Raw genomic sequence first — 15,952 nt, forward strand, 5'->3', positions numbered from 1 at the left:
ACGGGGTGCGGTGCTTCGTCCTTCCGGCCCCGGTGCAATGGGCCGGAAGGACGAGGCGGGGGGCTCAGAGGCCGGCCGCGGCCGCCTTGATCGCGGAGGCGAAGGTGGAGACCTCGGAGTAGACGCCGGGGTAGCCGGGGCGGGCGCAGCCTTCTCCCCAGCTGACTATGCCGACCTGGATCCAGGCGTTGTTGTTGTCGCGGCGGAACATCGGGCCGCCGGAGTCGCCCTGGCAGGTGTCGACTCCGCCCTGGTCGAAGCCGGCGCAGATTTCGTCACTGGGGACGAGGGAGCTGCCGTACGCGCTCTGGCAGGCGGCGTCGGAGACGAAGGGGACGGTGGCCTTGAGGAGGTAGCGCTGCTGGCCGCCGCCTTCGCGGGCGGCGCCCCAGCCGGCGACGGTGAAGGTGCCGTTGTCGAAGGCCTTGGTGTCGGCGATCTTGAGGGTGGGCAGGTTGATGGGTTTGGCCAGTTTGATGAGGGCCCAGTCCTTGCCCTGGCCGTTGTAGCCGGGGGCCTGGAGCACCTTGGTGGACTTGACCTTGATGGCGCTGGAGCTGTTGAGGTCGACGACTCCGGCGGTGGCGGTGATGGAGGTGTTGTTGCCGGAGCCGTTCACGCAGTGGGCTGCGGTGAGGACGATCTGCTGGGTGTAGAGGGCGCCGCCGCAGCCCATGGAGAGGCGGACCATGAAGGGGAACTCGCCCTGGGCTGCGCGGGTGCCGCCGACGACGGGGGCCTGGGAGGCGTTCGCGGCGCCGGGCTGGAGGCTGACGGCGGCGAGGGCCACGGCGCCGACGGCGAGGGTGCGCTTGATGAGTGCGGCAAGAGTGGACACGGTCGACACACTGCCTTTCGTGGGGGGTTGGGCCGTGCGCGTCATCGGGTGAATGACACGTACATGTCACACCCGTGTCTTGCCGGGCATCAAGGACGCCTTTTCGGACAAGGTGCGGCGCGGAGGGCGGCATGACGCGAAACGGCAGGCGCAACGACCCGATCGAGCACGGATTTCCGCACCTCGACACCGTCCGCGCCGCCATCACCGCACTGTTCCGGCGGCTCTCGTACGAGGGGATCCGCACCTATGGCACGAGCCTCCCGCCCGCCGACGCCGCCTTCTCCCCCACCGACGACCTCCACCTCGGCGCCCACCGCGTGGCCTCCACCGTCGTCCGCGCCCTGCGGCTGCCCGACGCCCGGATGGTGGTCTGCTTCCGGCCGATGGAACAGGCCGCCACCGTGGAACTGACCGCGGGTCCGGAGTACTTCATCGAGGTCAACGACCGCTTCCGCACCCACCGCCGCGATCTGGCGGCCGCCCTGGCGCACGAGGTCACCCACGTCCTGCTGCACCGGCTGGACCTGCGCTTCCCCACCACCGCCGACAACGAAATCCTCACCGACACCACCGCCGCCTTCCTCGGGACCGGCTGGCTGCTCCTCGACGCGTACCGCGAGGACGAGCTCACCCACCAGAAGCTCGGTTACCTCACCCCCGAGGAGTTCGGCTACGTCCTCGCCCGGCGCGCCCTCCTGCTCGGCGAGGACCCGTCGACCTGGTTCACCAGCCCCCAGGCGTACGAGGCGTACGTGCGCGGCCGCGCGCTCGCCGAACGGGAGCTGCACCGGGCCCCCCTGGCGGCCGCGGACCGTGCGCAGCGGCGCCGCTACGCCCGGGACCGGCGGGCGGGCACTGCCGGGCCGGGGGCCTCGTACCGCTTCGAACAGCAGCCCGGCGGGGCGCGGGTGAGCTTCCCGTGCCCGGTGTGCGGGCAGCGGCTGCGGCTGCCGGTGCGCGGCCCGGTGCGCGCCCGCTGCGGACTGTGCCGAACGGTGCTGGACTGCGACACCTGACCGACACCTGACCGACACCCGACCCACATCGGCCGGCGCCGGAGCCCGGGCAGAACATGTTGGGTGACTGCGGTTCGGCGCGTGGGAGGAGTGGGTAGTGATACTTCATCGCACGACTGCAGGACCCGGTCCCGACCTCCCGCCAGGGGGCCGGGGCCGTTTGCGTGTGCCGGTCACACCGGCGCGAGTTCGGCGTCGGAGGGCTCCGGCCGGGGGGACACCGCAGCGCGCGGCAGGGCCAGGCAGAGCACGGCGCTGAGCAGGAATCCGGCGCTCACCCAGGGCATCGCGGTGGTCAGCGCATGTGTGGGATCGCCGTCGGCGAGGGCGCCGAAGAAGACGCTGCCGATGAGGGCCGCGCCCAGGGCGCCGCCGAACTGCTGGGCGGTGGAGAAGATCCCGGAGGCTCCGCCCGCGATGTCGGCGGGGACCGCGGACAGGACGACGTTCACGAGCGGTACGACCAGGAAGCCCAGGCCGGCGCCCGCGACGAGCAGGCCGGGGACGAGCGGCCAGGCGCCGGCGTGCGCGGCGGCCGAGGCGGTGGACGCGCCGGTGGACGCGGCGACGGCGTACCAGATCCCGGCGAAGCCGCCCGCCATGAGCAGCGCGCCGGCGGCGAGCACGAGACGGCCGAAGCGGACGGCGAGGGCATCGGCGGCGGGGGCGGTCAGGAAGCTGCCGACGGAGAAGGCGATGGTGAGCACGCCGGCCTGCATCGGGGTGTAGCCCTGGCTGCCCTGGAGCCAGATCGCGAAGATCAAGAAGAAGCCCTGCATGCCGACGGAGAACAGCAGCTGGACGGCGAGGCCCACGGAGAAGGCGGGCATCCGGAAGGCGCGGGCCGGGAGCAGCGGGACGGTCGTCCCGCGGCGGCGGCCTTCGAGGACGCCGAGGCCGGTGACGGCGAGGACTCCGGCGGCCAGGCACAGCCAGCCCCACAGCGGCCAGCCGTTGGCCTCGCCCTGGACGAGCGGCAGCACGATGGCGATCAGGGCCGCGGCGAGGACGAGGCTGCCGGCGAGGTCCGGGCGGCCGGCGCCGCGCTCGCGGGTGGTGGGGACCAGCACGGCGCCGGCCAGGCAGGCGGCGAGGGCGATCGGCACGTTGACGAGGAAGACGGACCGCCAGCCCCAGCCGAACAGGTCGGCGTCGGTGAGCAGGCCGCCGAGCAGCAGCCCGACGGCGGAGGCGAATCCGGCGACGGCCCCGTACATGCCGAAGGCTGCGCCGCGCTCCTTGCCCTGGAACAGGGTGCGGAACGAACCGAGCACCTGGGGCATCAGCAGGGCGGCCATGACGCCCTGCACGGCGCGGGCGGTGATCAGCTGGGTGGGGCTCTGGGCGATGCCGCAGCCGATGCTCGCGAGGCCGAAGCCGGCGGTCCCGGCGAGGAAGAGGACCTTGCGGCCGTACCGGTCGCCGAGGTGCCCGGAGACGATCAGGGTGGCGGCGAAGCCGAGGAGGTAGGCGGAGACGAGCCACTGCAGGGCGCTCTGCGAGGCGTGCAGGTCCCGGCCGATGGAGGGGATGGCGACGTTGACGATGGTCACGTCGAGCAGGTCCATGAGCGCGGCGGCCATCATGACGCCGGCGGCGGCCCAGCGGCGTGGATAGGGCGGCGGGGGCACGGGGGCGGGAGCGGGCGGGGGCTCGGGCACGGTCATGGTGGACCTCCAAAGTCTTTCGTTCGGACGAACGAAAGACTGACATCGACGACCGTGTGATCGCAAGCCTTTCGTTCGTCCGAACTAAATACTTGCTACGGTGGATGCCATGAGCGACGAGACGGACCCCCGCCGGGAAGCGGTACTGGCCGAGCTGAACCGCACAGGCCGCGAGACGAGCGCGGCGACCGTGGTGTTCCACGAGGCGGCGGCCGCGAAGCAGGGGCTCAGTGCGATCGAGACGAAGACCCTCGACCTACTCCAGCGGCGCGGCCCCCTGACGGCGAAGGAGCTCTCGCAGTACTCGGGGCTGGCCCCGGCCTCCGTGACGGGCCTGGTCGACCGGCTGGAACGCAAGGGCTGCGTCCGCCGGGTCAAGCACCCGACGGACAAGCGCCGGGTGCTGGTGGAGGCGCTGCCGGAGCGGCTGACGGAGATCCGGCCGGTGTTCGAGGACTGGGCGCGCGAGGTGGCGGAGCTGTGCGACGAGTTCACGACGGCGGAACTGGAAACGGTGATCCGCTTCCTCCAGGGCTCCAACGCCCGCCAACTGCGCGCGGCGGCCCGGCTGACCGGGTCCTGATCCGGGGCGTCGGAGTCCCGGTCCGGGCCGCTTCGTCGCCACCGGTCGCCGCCCGGCGCGGCCGGTCGCAGGGTTCGGCTACCAGTCGCAGGGCGCGGACAGGTCCTCTACGGAGTCGGCCAGTTCGGCGGGCCGGCCGGGCCAGCCGGACCGGTGCCAGTGCGCGATGCGCCAGGCCAGCCGGCGCGGCCACACCGGTGTCCGCGGCAGGTCCGCGACGGGCACCCACACCGGGATGCCGCCGTAGGTGTCCAGGGTTTCGGGCGGGCCGAGTTCGCCCCGGGCGTCGAGCGTGAAGTAGTGCTCGCGGCGGCCGTCCTTCCAGACCCGGGCGACTTCCGCGCGGACGGCGCCGGCCAGGCCGGACTCCTCGCGCAGCTCCCGTACGACGGCGCCCTGCGGGGTTTCGCCGGCCTCGACACCGCCGCCCGGGATTTCGTAGTACGCCTCGTCGGTGAAGTGGATGAGCAGGATCCGCCCGTCGCGGATGACGATCGCGCCGGCGCGGACCCGGACGGGGGTGCGGGCCGCGGGGTCCTCGAACGCCACGTGCGGGGGCGGGTCGCCCCGGGTCCAGCCGCGCAGGACGACCTCGGCGGAGCCGACGGGACGGATCCGGGCGTGCAGGGCCTCGGCCAGGGGCAGGGCGGTGGTCGCGCCGTCCGAGCCGGCTTCCGGCAGGGTGTAGCAGACCCCGCCCCCGTCCTCGGCCGCCGTCAGGTGCAGCCCGTCCGCCTCGATCCGCACGCCGAGGGTGCGGGGCACGCCGAGGGTGCGGGGGTCGCTGTCCACCGACCGAGCGTACGCACACCCCCGCCGCCCCGGCCAGGCCCGCGCGCCCGCTCCCGCGCCGACCGAACGGCCTGGTCCGGCCCGGGCAGGCGGGGCTGCCGGGACGGGAGCGGGCGCCACGGCCGGGGCGGCCCCGGCCGCTCGGCTACTCGGCTCCGTAGACCGGGTGCGGGGGTTCGGATTCAGCGAGGAGTTTGAGGGCCGCCTCGCCCGCCCCGGTCGGGGTCCAGCGTGCTCCGCGGTCCGCCGTCGGGCCCGGACGCCAACCCTCCATCACCGTGATCCGGCCGCCCTCCGCCTCGAAGACCCGGCCCGTGACCCCCGCCGAGGCGTCCGAGCCCAGCCACACCACCAGCGGGGACACGTTCTCCGGGGCCATCGCGTCGAAGGCGCCCTCCCCCGGCTCCGCCATCGTCTCCGCGAACGTCTGCTCCGTCATCCGCGTCCGGGCCGCCGGGGCGATCGCGTTGACCTGGACCCCGTACCGGCCCATCTCCGCCGCCGCGACCAGCGTCATGCCGAGGATGCCGGCCTTGGCCGCGCTGTAGTTGCCCTGACCGACCGAGCCCAGCAGGCCCGCCCCCGAGGAGGTGTTGACCACCCGGGCCGACACCGCGCGGCCCGCCTTCGCCTCCGCCCGCCAGTGCGCCGCCGCGAACTTCAGCGGCAGGAAGTGCCCCTTCAGATGCACGCGCATCACCGCGTCCCAGTCCGCCTCCTCCAGGTTCACCAGCATCCGGTCCCGCAGGAACCCGGCGTTGTTGACCAGCGTGTCCAGCCGGCCGAACGCCGACAGGGCCGCCCCGACCAGCGAGGACGCACCCTCCGGCGAGGCGATGTCCTTGCCGTGCGCCACCGCCTCGCCGCCCAGCGCCCGGATCTCCGCGACGACCTGACCGGCCGGGCTGTCCTCGCCCGGCTGCCCGTCCAGGCCCACCCCCAGGTCGTTGACCACGACCTTGGCGCCCTCCGCCGCGAAGGCCAGCGCGTGGGCCCGGCCCAGCCCCCGCCCGGCACCCGTCACGATGACCACACGACCCTCGGCAAGTCCCATCTCAGTTCTCCTTGTTGACAGTTGCCGCATCCAGAAACGCCGGGCGCTCCCCGCCCCCGTGAACGAGCAGGCTCGCTCCGCTGACATACCCCGCCCGACCGGAGGCCAGAAACACCGCCGCGGCCCCGACGTCCGCGGGCTCCGCCAGCCGCCCCAGCGGAACCGTTGCGCCCACGGCCGCGATCCCCGCCTCGTCCCCGTAGTGCAGGTGCGCCAGCTCGGTCCGCACCATGCCCAGCACCAGCGAGTTCACCCGTACCTCCGGCGCCCATTCCACGGCCATGGAGCGGGCCAGGTTCTCCAGCCCGGCCTTCGCCGCCCCGTACGCGGCCGTCCCGGGCGAGGGCCTGCTCCCGCTGACGCTGCCGATCATCACCACCGAGCCGTGCGCCTCCCGCAGCTGTGGGTAGGCCGTCAGCGAGGCCGTCATCGGGGCCACCAGGTTCAGTTCGACGACCCGCGCGTGCCGTTGCGCCTCGCCCTCCCCCAGCAGCCGGTACGGGGTCCCGCCCGCGTTGTTCACCAGGCAGTCGAGCCGCCCGTACCGGCGCCCGATCCCGGTGAAGAACTCCTGGACGGCGGCCTGATCACGCAGGTCCAGCGGAGCGAAGGCGGCCGAGCGCCCCTCCGCGGACACCGGCTGCGGCGGCGGGCGGCGGGCGCAGACGACGACCTGCGCGCCCGCTTCGAGGAACGACCGGGCGATTCCGGCCCCGACGCCGCGGGTTCCGCCGGTGACGACGACAACCCTCCCGTCCAGCTCCATGGGCTGCTACCTTCCTCACCTAACAAATGTTTGGTGGAAAGGTAGCTGATCCTCTCATGGGTGTCTCCACCTCAAGCCCCGACAAGGGCGTCGCACTGGTCACGGTCGACTTCCCGCCCGTCAATGCGCTTCCCGTACAGGGCTGGTACGACCTCGCCGACGCCCTGCGCGCCGCCGGCCGCGACCACGGGACCCGGTGCGTCGTCCTGGCCGCCGAGGGCCGCGGCTTCAACGCCGGCGTCGACATCAAGGAGATGCAGCGCGACACCGGCCACGCCGCCCTCATCGGCGCCAACCGCGGCTGCTACGAGGCCTTCGCAGCCGTGTACGAGTGCGAGGTGCCGGTCGTCGCGGAAGTGCACGGGTTCTGCCTGGGCGGCGGCATCGGCCTCGTCGGCAACGCCGACGCGATCGTGGCCAGCGAGGACGCCACCTTCGGGCTCCCCGAGCTCGACCGGGGCGCGCTCGGCGCCGCCACCCATCTGGCCCGCCTGGTCCCGCAGCACCTGATGCGCGCCCTGTACTACACCTCGCGCACCGCCACCGCCGCCGAACTGCACGCGCACGGCTCGGTGTGGCAGGTCGTCCCGCGCGCGCGGCTGCGGGCCGCGGCCCTCGAACTGGCCGCCGAGATCGCACAGAAGGACGGCTACCTGATCCGGCTGGCCAAGGCGGCCATCAACGGCATCGACCCCGTCGACGTCCGGCGCAGCTACCGCTTCGAGCAGGGGTTCACGTTCGAAGCCAACCTGAGCGGGGTCGCCGACCGGGTCCGCAACACCTTCGCAGGGCCCGGCGAGAAGGAGCGCTCATGACCGACAAGTCCATGACCCCCGACGAGGTGGTCGGGCAGCTGCGCAGCGGGATGACCCTCGGCATCGGCGGCTGGGGATCGCGGCGCAAGCCCATGGCCCTGGTGCGGGCACTGCTCCGCTCCGAGATCACCGATCTCACCGTGGTCTCGTACGGCGGCCCCGACGTCGGCCTGCTCGCGGCGGCCGGCCGGATCCGCAGGCTCGTCGCCCCCTTCGCCACCCTCGACTCGATTCCGCTGGAGCCGCATTTCCGGGCCGCCCGCGAGAGCTGCGCCTTCACCCTGACCGAGTACGACGAGGCCATGTTCATGTGGGGCCTGCACGCCGCCGCGAACCGGCTCCCCTTCCTCCCCGTCCGCGCGGGCCTGGGCTCCGACGTCATGCGGGTCAACCCGGAGCTGCGGACGATCACCTCGCCCTACGCCGACGGCGAGGAGTTCGTGGCCGTCCCCGCCCTGCGCCTGGACGCCGCCCTCGTCCACCTGAACCGGGCCGACCGCCTCGGCAACGCCCAGTACCTGGGCCCGGACCCGTACTTCGACGACCTGTTCTGCGAGGCCGCCGACGCCGCGTACGTCTCCTGCGAGCAGCTCGTGGAGACCTCCGAGCTGTCCAAGGCCGGGCCGCCGCAGTCCCTGCTGGTCAGCCGGCACTCCGTCACCGGTGTCGTCGAGACCCCGAACGGCGCGCACTTCACCTCCTGCGTCCCCGACTACGGGCGTGACGAGGCGTTCCAGAAGCTGTACGCGGCCACCCCCTGGCCGGAGTTCCGCGCCCGTTTCCTGTCCGGCGGCAGCGAGCACGCCTACCAGTCGGCCGTCCAGGCCTGGCACGAGGAGCAGCAGTGAGCACAGCGACGGCCGCGTCCCGCGCGGAGTACTGCGTGATCGCCTGCGCCGAGGCCTGGCGCGGCAACGGCGAGGTGCTCGCCAGTCCGATGGGCCCGATCCCGTCCTTCGGGGCCCGGCTGGCGAAGCGGACGTTCTCCCCGGACCTGCTGCTGACCGACGGCGAGGCGCTGCTCGTCGGCCCGGACGGGGAGACCGAGGGCTGGCTCCCGTACCGGCGCCACCTCACGATGGTCACCGGCGGGCGCCGGCACGTGATGATGGGCGCCAGCCAGCTCGACCGGTTCGGCAACCAGAACATCTCCTGCATCGGCGACTGGGAGCGGCCGGTCCGCCAGCTCCTCGGGGTGCGCGGGGCGCCCGTCAACACCTTGAACAATCCGGTGAGTTACTGGGTGCCGAAGCATTCGCCGCGGGTGTTCGTCGAGCGGGTCGACATGGTGTGCGGGGTCGGCTACGACCGGGCCGGCGCGGCGGGGGTGACCCGCTTCCACCGGCTCCCCCGGGTGGTCAGCGATCTCGGCGTCTTCGATTTCGGCGGCCCGGACCACTCGATGCGCCTGGCCTCCCTCCACCCGGGCGTGAGCGTCGAACAGGTCCGGGAGGCCACCGGGTTCGCCCTGGCGGTCGACTCCCCGGACGGCGAGGTCCCGTACACGCGGGAGCCGACCGTCGAGGAACTGCGGCTGATCCGCGAGGCGATCGACCCGAAGGGGCTGCGCGACCGGGAAGTGCGGGGCTGACGCGATGGAGACGGCATTCACCCGGCTGGTCGGTGTCGAGCACCCGATCGTGCAGACGGGCATGGGCTGGGTGGCGGGCCCCCGGCTGGTCTCGGGCGCGGCGGGGGCGGGCGCCCTGGGCATCCTGGCCTCGGCGACGATGACCGTGGAGCAGCTGCGGTCGGCGGTCCGGGAGGTCAAGTCCCGTACGGACGCACCGTTCGGGGTCAACCTGCGCGCGGACGCCGGGGACGCGGCCGAACGCGCGCAGCTGATCATCGACGAGGGCGTACGGGTCGCCTCGTTCGCGCTCGCGCCGTCGAAGGAGCTGATCGCCCGGCTCAAGGACGCGGGCGTGGTGGTGATCCCGTCGATCGGGGCGCGGCGGCACGCCGAGAAGGTCGCCGCGTGGGGGGCCGACGCGGTGATCGTGCAGGGCGGCGAAGGCGGCGGGCACACCGGGGACGTCGCCACGACGGTGCTGCTGCCGCAGGTGGTCGACGCGGTGGACATCCCGGTGGTCGCCGCGGGCGGCTTCCACGACGGGCGCGGCCTGGTCGCCGCACTGTCGTACGGGGCCGCGGGCATCGCCATGGGCACCCGTTTCCTACTGACTTCGGACTCCACCGTTCCGGACGCGGTCAAGGCGCGGTACCTGGCGGCCGGCGTCAAGGACGTCACGGTCACGACGGCCGTGGACGGGCTGCCGCACCGGATGCTGCGCACCGAGCTGGTCGCCTCCCTGGAGCGGGCGGGCCGCACGCGCGCCCTGGCCCGGGCGGTCCGGCACGCGGCCGCGTTCCGCAGGCTCTCGGGGCTGTCGTGGCCGCGGATGGTGCGCGACGGCCTCGCGATGAAACACGGCAAGGACCTGTCCTGGAGCCAGGTCCTGCTCGCCGCGAACACCCCCATGCTCCTCAAGGCGTCCATGGTCGAGGGCCGTACGGACCTCGGCGTCATGGCATCGGGCCAGGTCGCGGGCGTGATCGAGGATCTGCCGTCCTGTGCGGAGCTCGTCGCCCGCGTCATGGCCGAGGCGCACACCGTGCTGGCACGACTGGAACGCCTGCACTCGCTCGACGCCCTGCCACCACCAGGGTGATCCCCCTTCTCCTCCTCAGGAGTCGCCACAGATGAGCCGTGCCCGAACCCGCCTGGTGACCGCGGCGCTCGCTTCCGCCCTCGCCGTCGCCACCCTGCCCGCCGCCTCCGCGTACGCCGCGCCGGTGGTGGGCGCCACCGCCTCAGGCCGGTACCACCAGCAGGCGGAAACGACTCGCCAGATCCCCCTCCAAGGCGCGGTCAACGTCCGCGACCTGGGCGGCTACCGCACCTGGACCGGCGGCCAGGTCCGTCAGGGGCTGGTCTACCGCTCCGACGCGCTCAACAAGCTGACCCCGGCGGACGTCACCACCGTCTCCGGTCTCGGCCTGGGCAAGGTCGTCGATTTCCGCATCCCCATGGAGCTCCAGTACGACGGCGCCGACCGGCTGCCCGCTGGGCTCACCGCCACTTCCCGCCCGGTCAGCGACCTCGGCCTGTACGGAACGCTCGTCGGCGCGATCTCCAGCGGTGACCCCGCAACGCAGGAGCAGATGCTCGGAGGCGGCCGCGCCGAGGCCTACATGCGCGACATCTACCGCACCTTCGTGACCAGCCCCGAGAACCGGGCGCAGTTCGCGGCGACCCTGCGGGAGATCGCGGACGGCAGCCAGGGCCCGCTGCTGTTCCACTGCACCTCGGGCAAGGACCGGACGGGCTGGATGGCTTACGTCCTCCTGCGGGCGTTGGCCGTCCCCGAGGACACCGCCACGCGCGACTACCTCGCGTCGAACACGTTCCGTGCCGCGTACGACGCCCAGGTGCGGGCGGGCCTCAAGCAGTCCGGGCGGATGCAGAACCCGGACCTGCTGATCCCGCTCCAAGAGGTCCGCCAGGACTACCTGGACGCGGCGACCGCGCAACTGGCCGCGGACTACGGCGGTTTCTACGGCTACCTCACGGACGGCCTCGGCCTGGACACGCGGACGCTCGTGAAGCTGCAGAGCAGGATGGTCCGCTGACCCACCCCGCCCGGGGGGGCGACAGCACGACGCCGGGCAGCACCCGCAGGTGCTGCCCGGCGTCATCGTGTGATCGGGGGCGGGTCAGACCGCCCGGCGCCGTCCCTGGCCGCCGGAGCCGACCCGGCTACGGGCCGAGGCCGCGGCCGCGCCGCCAGCGGGGGCTGCGCCTCCGCTGCGCCGGGCCTGGCCGCCGGTACCGGCGGAGCCGCCCTGGCCCCGGCGGGACTGCTGCGACCCGGCCGACGCGCCCGCGCCGCCCTGGGCCGAGCCCTGCCCGCCGGAGCGGCGGCCTCGACCGCCGGCCGCCGGGGCGCCGCCCGTGGCGGAGCCGGTACGGGCGCCGCCCGACCGGCGGCGCGTGCCGGAGCCGCCACCCGAGCCGGAGCCGCCGCGCGCCTTGGCCGGGGCCGGCTGCGGCACCTCCAGCACCACGGGGATGCCCGAGGGCTCCTTGGCGCCGGTGAGCCGGGACAGCTCCTCGTCGGAGGACTTGATCTGCGCGGTGCGCGGGGAGATCCCGGCGTCCGACATCAGGCGGGACATGTCCCGCTTCTGGTCGGGCAGGACCAGGGTGACCACGCTGCCGGACTCGCCGGCACGGGCGGTGCGGCCGCCGCGGTGCAGGTAGTCCTTGTGGTCGGTCGGCGGGTCGATGTTGACGACGAGGTCCAGGTCGTCGATGTGGATGCCGCGGGCGGCCACGTTGGTGGCGATCAGCGCGGTGACCTCGCCCGTCTTGAACCAGTCCAGGGTCCGGTTGCGCTGCGGCTGCGAGCGGCCGCCGTGCAGGCCGGAGGCGCGGACCCCGTCCGCCTGGAGCTTCTTGACCAGGCGGTCGACACCGCGCTTGGTGTCCACGAACATGATCACCCGGCCGTCGCGGGCGGCTATGCGCGTCGCCACGGCCTTCTTGTCCGTCTCGTCCATGACGTACAGGACGTGGTGCTCCATCGTGCTGACCGCACCGGCGGACGGGTCGACGGAGAAGGCGACCGGGTCGTGCAGGAACATCTTGACGAGCTTGTCGATGTTCTTGTCGAGGGTCGCCGAGAACAGCATGGTCTGGCCCTCGGGCTGGACCTGCTTGAGCAGCGCGGTGACCTGCGGCATGAAGCCCATGTCGGTCATCTGGTCGGCCTCGTCGAGGACCGTGATCGAGACCTGGGAGAGGTCGGCGTCACCGCGGTCGATGAGGTCCTTCAGACGGCCGGGGGTGGCGACGAGCACCTCGGCGCCGCGGCGCAGGGCCCCGGACTGCCGGTTGATCGACATGCCGCCGACGACGGTCGCGATGCGCAGATTGACGGCCGTGGCGTACGGGGCCAGGGCGTCGGTCACCTGCTGCGCGAGTTCGCGCGTCGGTACGAGGACCAGCGCGAGCGGCTGCTTCGGCTGGGCGCGGCGGCCGGCGGTACGGGCCAGCAGCGCCAGGCCGAAGGCCAGCGTCTTGCCGGAGCCGGTGCGGCCGCGGCCGAGCAGGTCACGGCCGGCGAGCGAGTTCGGCAGCGTCGCGGCCTGGATCGGGAACGGCTCGGTGACGCCCTGGGCGGCGAGGGTCTTCAGCAGCGCCTCGGGCATGCCCATGTCCGCGAACGCGGCCACCGGCGGCAGGGCCGGGGTCAGCGGTTCGGGCATGGTGAATTCTTGCGGCCTGGCGACGGGGGCGGACTTCTGCCGTCCCGCGCCAGCCTTCGGACGTCCCTGTGCCGCACCTCGGCCCCGAGTGGGGCGGCGGCTGGGTCGTGCGGAGCTGGAGCTGGTCATGCGAGAAAGCCCTCCTGAAACCGGCTGGTACTACAAGCAAATCGAAAACAGCAGACAAGCCGGGGCCCGCACCTCGCGGTGCGGGCCCCGGCATGCTGAAGGAATTAGGCGGGGATGATGTTCTCCGCCTGGGGGCCCTTCTGACCCTGGGTGACGTCGAAGGACACGCGCTGGCCCTCCTGGAGCTCACGGAAGCCCTGGGTGGCGATGTTCGAGTAGTGGGCGAAGACGTCCGGGCCGCCACCGTCCTGCTCGATGAAGCCGAAGCCCTTTTCCGAGTTGAACCACTTCACGGTGCCAAGTGCCATTTTAAATCTCCTGAATAGGCGGCAAAGGGCCCCATCCGGAGAGTCCGGCAAAACAATAAAAGCGCCTGAGGAACATTCCCGTCAGGCGCACATAAAGTTCATGGGTACCACAACTGCAACGGGTCCTAAGCTAGCACACCTCGCCCCCGGGCCGCCGCCGACACCACCGGGAACCCGCTGGTGCCGCCGGACGGATCTTGGTTCACTGCCCGGATGACAGCGATCAGAGAGCCCTGGGGGCTCAGCGTGCTCGGCGCCGGCAGCGTGACCGCGGAACCCCGTTTCGCCGAGATCGACCTGGCGGTGGACGTCGTCGCCCCGACGCCCAAGGAGTCCTACACCGAGGCGGGCACGGTCGTGGCGGGGCTGCGCGCCGTCCTGCGCGAGCACGACATACCCGACGCGGACGTCTCCGGCTCCCGGCTGCGCCTGACCTCCGAGTACGCCGGCTACGGCGCGGAGCGGACCTTCAAGGGGTACGGCTGCGAGGCGAAGTACACGGTGCGCACGCAGGCGCTCGACCGCCTCGAAATACTGATCGACGACCTCGTCACGGCGGGCGTGAACCGCGTCGACGACGTGCGCTTCGAGGTGGAGGACAAGCCCGCGATGCGCGACGAGGCGCGGCGCCGGGCCGTCGCGGCCGCCCGCCGCAAGGCCGGGGTGTACGCCGAGGCCTGCGGGGTCCGCCTCGGCGCGGTGATCCACATCCAGGACGTGGACCCGGAGTCGACGGGCATGCGCAGCCACGGCCGGCGCACGGGCGGGGACCCGGAGCACGACGGGGCCCTCGCCCCGGGATCCGTCCAGGTCGAGGCGGCCGTCCTGCTCGGCTTCGCGCTGCTGCCGTAAGGCCGCGGCCGCGGTGCCGGTCGGGCGGCGCGTCAGAGGCGTTCGATGATGGTGACGTTGGCCTGGCCGCCGCCCTCGCACATGGTCTGGAGGCCGTAGCGGCCGCCCGTGCGTTCCAGTTCGTGGAGCAGGGTGGTCATCAGCTTGACGCCGGTGGCACCCAACGGGTGACCCAGGGCGATCGCGCCGCCGTTGACGTTCACCCGTTCGGGGTCGGCGCCGGTCTCCTTCAGCCAGGCCAGGACGACCGGGGCGAACGCCTCGTTGATCTCCACCAGGTCGATGTCGTCCAGGGTCATGCCGGTCTTCTTCAGGGCGTACGCCGTGGCCGGGATCGGGGCCGACAGCATGCGGATGGGGTCCTCGCCCCGTACGGACAGGTGGTGGATGCGGGCCCGCGGCCGCAGGCCGTGTTCGGCCACCGCCCGCTCGGAGGCGATCAGCATCGCCGCCGCGCCGTCCGAGACCTGGGAGGAGACGGCCGCCGTGATGGTGCCGCCCTCGACGACCGGGCGCAGGCCGGCCATCTTCTCCAGGGTGGTGTCCCGGCGGGGGCCCTCGTCGAAGCGGACGTCCCCGTAGGCCACCGTCTCCCGGTCGAAACGGCCCTCGTCGATGGCGCGCACCGCCCGCTGGTGGGAGCGGAGCGCGAACTCCTCCATGTCGCGCCGCGTGATGCCCCACTTCTGTGCGATCAGCTGCGCGCCGTGGAACTGGTTGACGGGGGCGTGGCCGTACCGGGCGCGCCAGCCCTCGCTGCCCGCGTACGGGCCCTCGGTGAGGCCGAGCGGTTCCGCGGCCTGACGGGACGCGAAGGCGATCGGGATCATCGACATGTTCTGGGTCCCGCCCGCGACGACCAGCTCCTGGGTCCCGGAGAGCACGCCCTGCGCCGCGAAGTGGACGGCCTGCTGCGAGGAGCCGCACTGGCGGTCCACGGTGACGCCGGGCACCTCCTCCGGCAGCCCCGCCGCCAGCCATGCCGTGCGTGCGATGTCCCCGGCCTGGGGGCCCACCGTGTCCAGGCAGCCGAAGACCACGTCTTCGACGGCGGCCGGATCCACCCCGGACCGCTCGACCAGCGCCTTCAGGGCGTGCGCGCCCAGGTCGGCCGGGTGGACCGCGGACAGGCCTCCCCCGCGCCGCCCCACGGGGGTGCGTACCGCTTCGACTATGTAGGCCTCGGGCATCGGGACTCCTCGGTTCGGTCGGGTCAGCTGCGTACGGCGATCCCGTCGAGCACCATCGACAGGTACTGGCGGGCGATCTCCTCGGGGCTGTGCTGTCCTCCCGGCCGGTACCAGGACGCCGCGACCCACACCGTGTCGCGGACGAAGCGGTAGGTGAGGCGGATGTCGAGGTCGGCCCGGAAGACCTGGGCGGCGACCCCGCGCTCCAGCGTCCCGAGCCAGGCCTTCTCGAACTTCTGCTGCGAGTCGGACAGGTACCGGAAGCGGGGCTGCGCGGACAGGTGCCGGGATTCCTTCTGGTAGATCGCGACGGCGGCGCGGTGCCGGTCGATCTCCCGGAAGGACTCGGTGACGAGGGCCTCGATGGTTTCCCGCGGGCCGAGGCCGGCGGCGAGGACGGTGTCGTACCCCGCCCACAGCTCGTTCAGGAAGGCCGAGAGGATCTCGTCGAGCATCGATTCCTTGGAATCGAAGTGGTAGTAGAGGCTGCCGGCGAGCATGCCGGCGGCGTCGGCGATCTTACGGACGGTGGTGGCGTTGTAGCCCTGCGCGGCGAAGACCTCGGCGGCGGTGTCGAGGAGCTCGCGCCGGCGTTCGAGTGAGGCTGTCACCTGGGGCTTCTTCTTGGGTGTCGGCCTGGTCGGCTGGTTCGTTGGCACGCGCCCATT

17 protein-coding genes are annotated in these 15,952 nt (G+C 72.8%); 8 read left to right on the top strand and 9 right to left on the bottom strand.

Features of this window, described 5'->3' with window-relative positions:
- Positions 1 to 64: 64 nt before the first annotated feature.
- Positions 65 to 847 carry a serine protease gene (locus tag OHA65_RS10840; protein WP_327282918.1) on the bottom strand — a complete coding sequence of 261 codons (783 nt, stop codon included), beginning with the start codon at positions 845 to 847 and terminating at the stop codon, positions 65 to 67.
- Positions 848 to 969: 122 nt separating this feature from the next.
- Between OHA65_RS10840 and OHA65_RS10845 the strand changes: the two genes are divergently transcribed.
- The gene (locus OHA65_RS10845; protein WP_327282919.1) at positions 970 to 1,857 is read left to right on the top strand and encodes a hypothetical protein; all 888 of its coding nucleotides are present in this window, start codon (positions 970 to 972) and stop codon (positions 1,855 to 1,857) included.
- 173 nt (positions 1,858 to 2,030) lie between these two features.
- On the opposite strand, the gene OHA65_RS10850 is transcribed toward OHA65_RS10845, so the two are convergent.
- Positions 2,031 to 3,524 carry an MFS transporter gene (locus tag OHA65_RS10850; protein ID WP_405761789.1) on the bottom strand — a complete coding sequence of 498 codons (1,494 nt, stop codon included), beginning with the start codon at positions 3,522 to 3,524 and terminating at the stop codon, positions 2,031 to 2,033.
- A 109-nt stretch (positions 3,525 to 3,633) separates the two neighbouring features.
- On the opposite strand from OHA65_RS10850, the gene OHA65_RS10855 reads away from it, so the two are divergent.
- On the top strand, positions 3,634 to 4,107 hold the full coding sequence (locus tag OHA65_RS10855) for a MarR family transcriptional regulator (RefSeq protein ID WP_327282921.1): 474 nt from the start codon (positions 3,634 to 3,636) through the stop codon (positions 4,105 to 4,107).
- A 78-nt stretch (positions 4,108 to 4,185) separates the two neighbouring features.
- Here the strand turns inward: OHA65_RS10855 and OHA65_RS10860 are convergent, their stop codons facing one another.
- The 3 genes from OHA65_RS10860 to OHA65_RS10870 form a co-directional block, all read right to left on the bottom strand.
- The gene (locus OHA65_RS10860) at positions 4,186 to 4,899 is read right to left on the bottom strand and encodes an NUDIX domain-containing protein (RefSeq protein WP_327282922.1); all 714 of its coding nucleotides are present in this window, start codon (positions 4,897 to 4,899) and stop codon (positions 4,186 to 4,188) included.
- A 145-nt stretch (positions 4,900 to 5,044) separates the two neighbouring features.
- On the bottom strand, positions 5,045 to 5,953 hold the full coding sequence (locus tag OHA65_RS10865; protein ID WP_327282923.1) for an SDR family oxidoreductase: 909 nt from the start codon (positions 5,951 to 5,953) through the stop codon (positions 5,045 to 5,047).
- A 1-nt stretch (position 5,954) separates the two neighbouring features.
- Complete coding sequence (locus OHA65_RS10870; protein ID WP_327282924.1) at positions 5,955 to 6,719, bottom strand: SDR family oxidoreductase; 765 nt, start codon at positions 6,717 to 6,719, stop codon at positions 5,955 to 5,957.
- 56 nt (positions 6,720 to 6,775) lie between these two features.
- Here OHA65_RS10870 and OHA65_RS10875 point away from each other — a divergent pair, with 56 nt between their 5' ends.
- From OHA65_RS10875 to OHA65_RS10895, 5 genes are read left to right on the top strand one after another with little or no spacing between them, the layout of a single operon-like run.
- A complete protein-coding gene (locus OHA65_RS10875) occupies positions 6,776 to 7,534 on the top strand; it encodes an enoyl-CoA hydratase family protein (protein WP_327282925.1) in 759 nt (252 codons plus the stop codon).
- Complete coding sequence (locus tag OHA65_RS10880; protein WP_327282926.1) at positions 7,531 to 8,382, top strand: CoA-transferase; 852 nt, start codon at positions 7,531 to 7,533, stop codon at positions 8,380 to 8,382. The genes OHA65_RS10875 and OHA65_RS10880 overlap by 4 nt, the downstream gene beginning before the upstream one ends.
- Positions 8,379 to 9,125 carry a CoA-transferase subunit beta gene (locus tag OHA65_RS10885; protein ID WP_405761791.1) on the top strand — a complete coding sequence of 249 codons (747 nt, stop codon included), beginning with the start codon at positions 8,379 to 8,381 and terminating at the stop codon, positions 9,123 to 9,125. The genes OHA65_RS10880 and OHA65_RS10885 overlap by 4 nt, the downstream gene beginning before the upstream one ends.
- Before the next feature lie 4 nt (positions 9,126 to 9,129).
- Positions 9,130 to 10,206: a nitronate monooxygenase gene (locus OHA65_RS10890; protein ID WP_327282928.1), complete on the top strand. Its 1,077-nt coding sequence runs from the start codon at positions 9,130 to 9,132 to the stop codon at positions 10,204 to 10,206.
- Positions 10,207 to 10,237: 31 nt separating this feature from the next.
- Entirely contained in the window at positions 10,238 to 11,167 is a 930-nt protein-coding gene (locus OHA65_RS10895) for a tyrosine-protein phosphatase (protein WP_327282929.1), read from the top strand.
- Positions 11,168 to 11,251: 84 nt separating this feature from the next.
- Here OHA65_RS10895 and OHA65_RS10900 read toward each other — a convergent pair whose 3' ends face one another.
- Together OHA65_RS10900 and OHA65_RS10905 are read right to left on the bottom strand one after the other, a co-directional pair.
- On the bottom strand, positions 11,252 to 12,934 hold the full coding sequence (locus OHA65_RS10900; protein WP_405755582.1) for a DEAD/DEAH box helicase: 1,683 nt from the start codon (positions 12,932 to 12,934) through the stop codon (positions 11,252 to 11,254).
- 104 nt (positions 12,935 to 13,038) lie between these two features.
- On the bottom strand, positions 13,039 to 13,242 hold the full coding sequence (locus tag OHA65_RS10905; protein ID WP_030010141.1) for a cold-shock protein: 204 nt from the start codon (positions 13,240 to 13,242) through the stop codon (positions 13,039 to 13,041).
- Positions 13,243 to 13,455: 213 nt separating this feature from the next.
- Here OHA65_RS10905 and OHA65_RS10910 point away from each other — a divergent pair, with 213 nt between their 5' ends.
- Positions 13,456 to 14,094: an SIMPL domain-containing protein gene (locus tag OHA65_RS10910; RefSeq protein ID WP_328762414.1), complete on the top strand. Its 639-nt coding sequence runs from the start codon at positions 13,456 to 13,458 to the stop codon at positions 14,092 to 14,094.
- 32 nt (positions 14,095 to 14,126) lie between these two features.
- Here the strand turns inward: OHA65_RS10910 and OHA65_RS10915 are convergent, their stop codons facing one another.
- Complete coding sequence (locus OHA65_RS10915; protein WP_327282932.1) at positions 14,127 to 15,284, bottom strand: acetyl-CoA C-acetyltransferase; 1,158 nt, start codon at positions 15,282 to 15,284, stop codon at positions 14,127 to 14,129.
- 23 nt (positions 15,285 to 15,307) lie between these two features.
- Positions 15,308 to 15,895: a TetR/AcrR family transcriptional regulator gene (locus OHA65_RS10920; protein WP_327282933.1), complete on the bottom strand. Its 588-nt coding sequence runs from the start codon at positions 15,893 to 15,895 to the stop codon at positions 15,308 to 15,310.
- Positions 15,896 to 15,952: the final 57 nt, after the last annotated feature.

Origin of the sequence: Streptomyces sp. NBC_00045 (genome assembly GCF_045041095.1) — a bacterium.
In the GTDB taxonomy this organism is placed as follows: Bacteria; Actinomycetota; Actinomycetes; order Streptomycetales; family Streptomycetaceae; genus Streptomyces.

Excerpts from the sequence above, each read along its gene's own strand:
- OHA65_RS10845 (WP_327282919.1), top strand. The coding sequence starts at position 970 with ATGACGCGAAACGGCAGGCGCAACGACCCGATCGAGCACGGATTTCCG.
- OHA65_RS10850 (WP_405761789.1), bottom strand. The coding sequence starts at position 3,524 with ATGACCGTGCCCGAGCCCCCGCCCGCTCCCGCCCCCGTGCCCCCGCCG.
- OHA65_RS10855 (WP_327282921.1), top strand. The coding sequence starts at position 3,634 with ATGAGCGACGAGACGGACCCCCGCCGGGAAGCGGTACTGGCCGAGCTG.
- OHA65_RS10865 (WP_327282923.1), bottom strand. The coding sequence starts at position 5,953 with ATGGGACTTGCCGAGGGTCGTGTGGTCATCGTGACGGGTGCCGGGCGG.
- OHA65_RS10870 (WP_327282924.1), bottom strand. The coding sequence starts at position 6,719 with ATGGAGCTGGACGGGAGGGTTGTCGTCGTCACCGGCGGAACCCGCGGC.
- OHA65_RS10875 (WP_327282925.1), top strand. The coding sequence starts at position 6,776 with ATGGGTGTCTCCACCTCAAGCCCCGACAAGGGCGTCGCACTGGTCACG.
- OHA65_RS10880 (WP_327282926.1), top strand. The coding sequence starts at position 7,531 with ATGACCGACAAGTCCATGACCCCCGACGAGGTGGTCGGGCAGCTGCGC.
- OHA65_RS10890 (WP_327282928.1), top strand. The coding sequence starts at position 9,130 with ATGGAGACGGCATTCACCCGGCTGGTCGGTGTCGAGCACCCGATCGTG.
- OHA65_RS10895 (WP_327282929.1), top strand. The coding sequence starts at position 10,238 with ATGAGCCGTGCCCGAACCCGCCTGGTGACCGCGGCGCTCGCTTCCGCC.
- OHA65_RS10900 (WP_405755582.1), bottom strand. The coding sequence starts at position 12,934 with ATGACCAGCTCCAGCTCCGCACGACCCAGCCGCCGCCCCACTCGGGGC.
- OHA65_RS10905 (WP_030010141.1), bottom strand. The coding sequence starts at position 13,242 with ATGGCACTTGGCACCGTGAAGTGGTTCAACTCGGAAAAGGGCTTCGGC.
- OHA65_RS10910 (WP_328762414.1), top strand. The coding sequence starts at position 13,456 with ATGACAGCGATCAGAGAGCCCTGGGGGCTCAGCGTGCTCGGCGCCGGC.
- OHA65_RS10915 (WP_327282932.1), bottom strand. The coding sequence starts at position 15,284 with ATGCCCGAGGCCTACATAGTCGAAGCGGTACGCACCCCCGTGGGGCGG.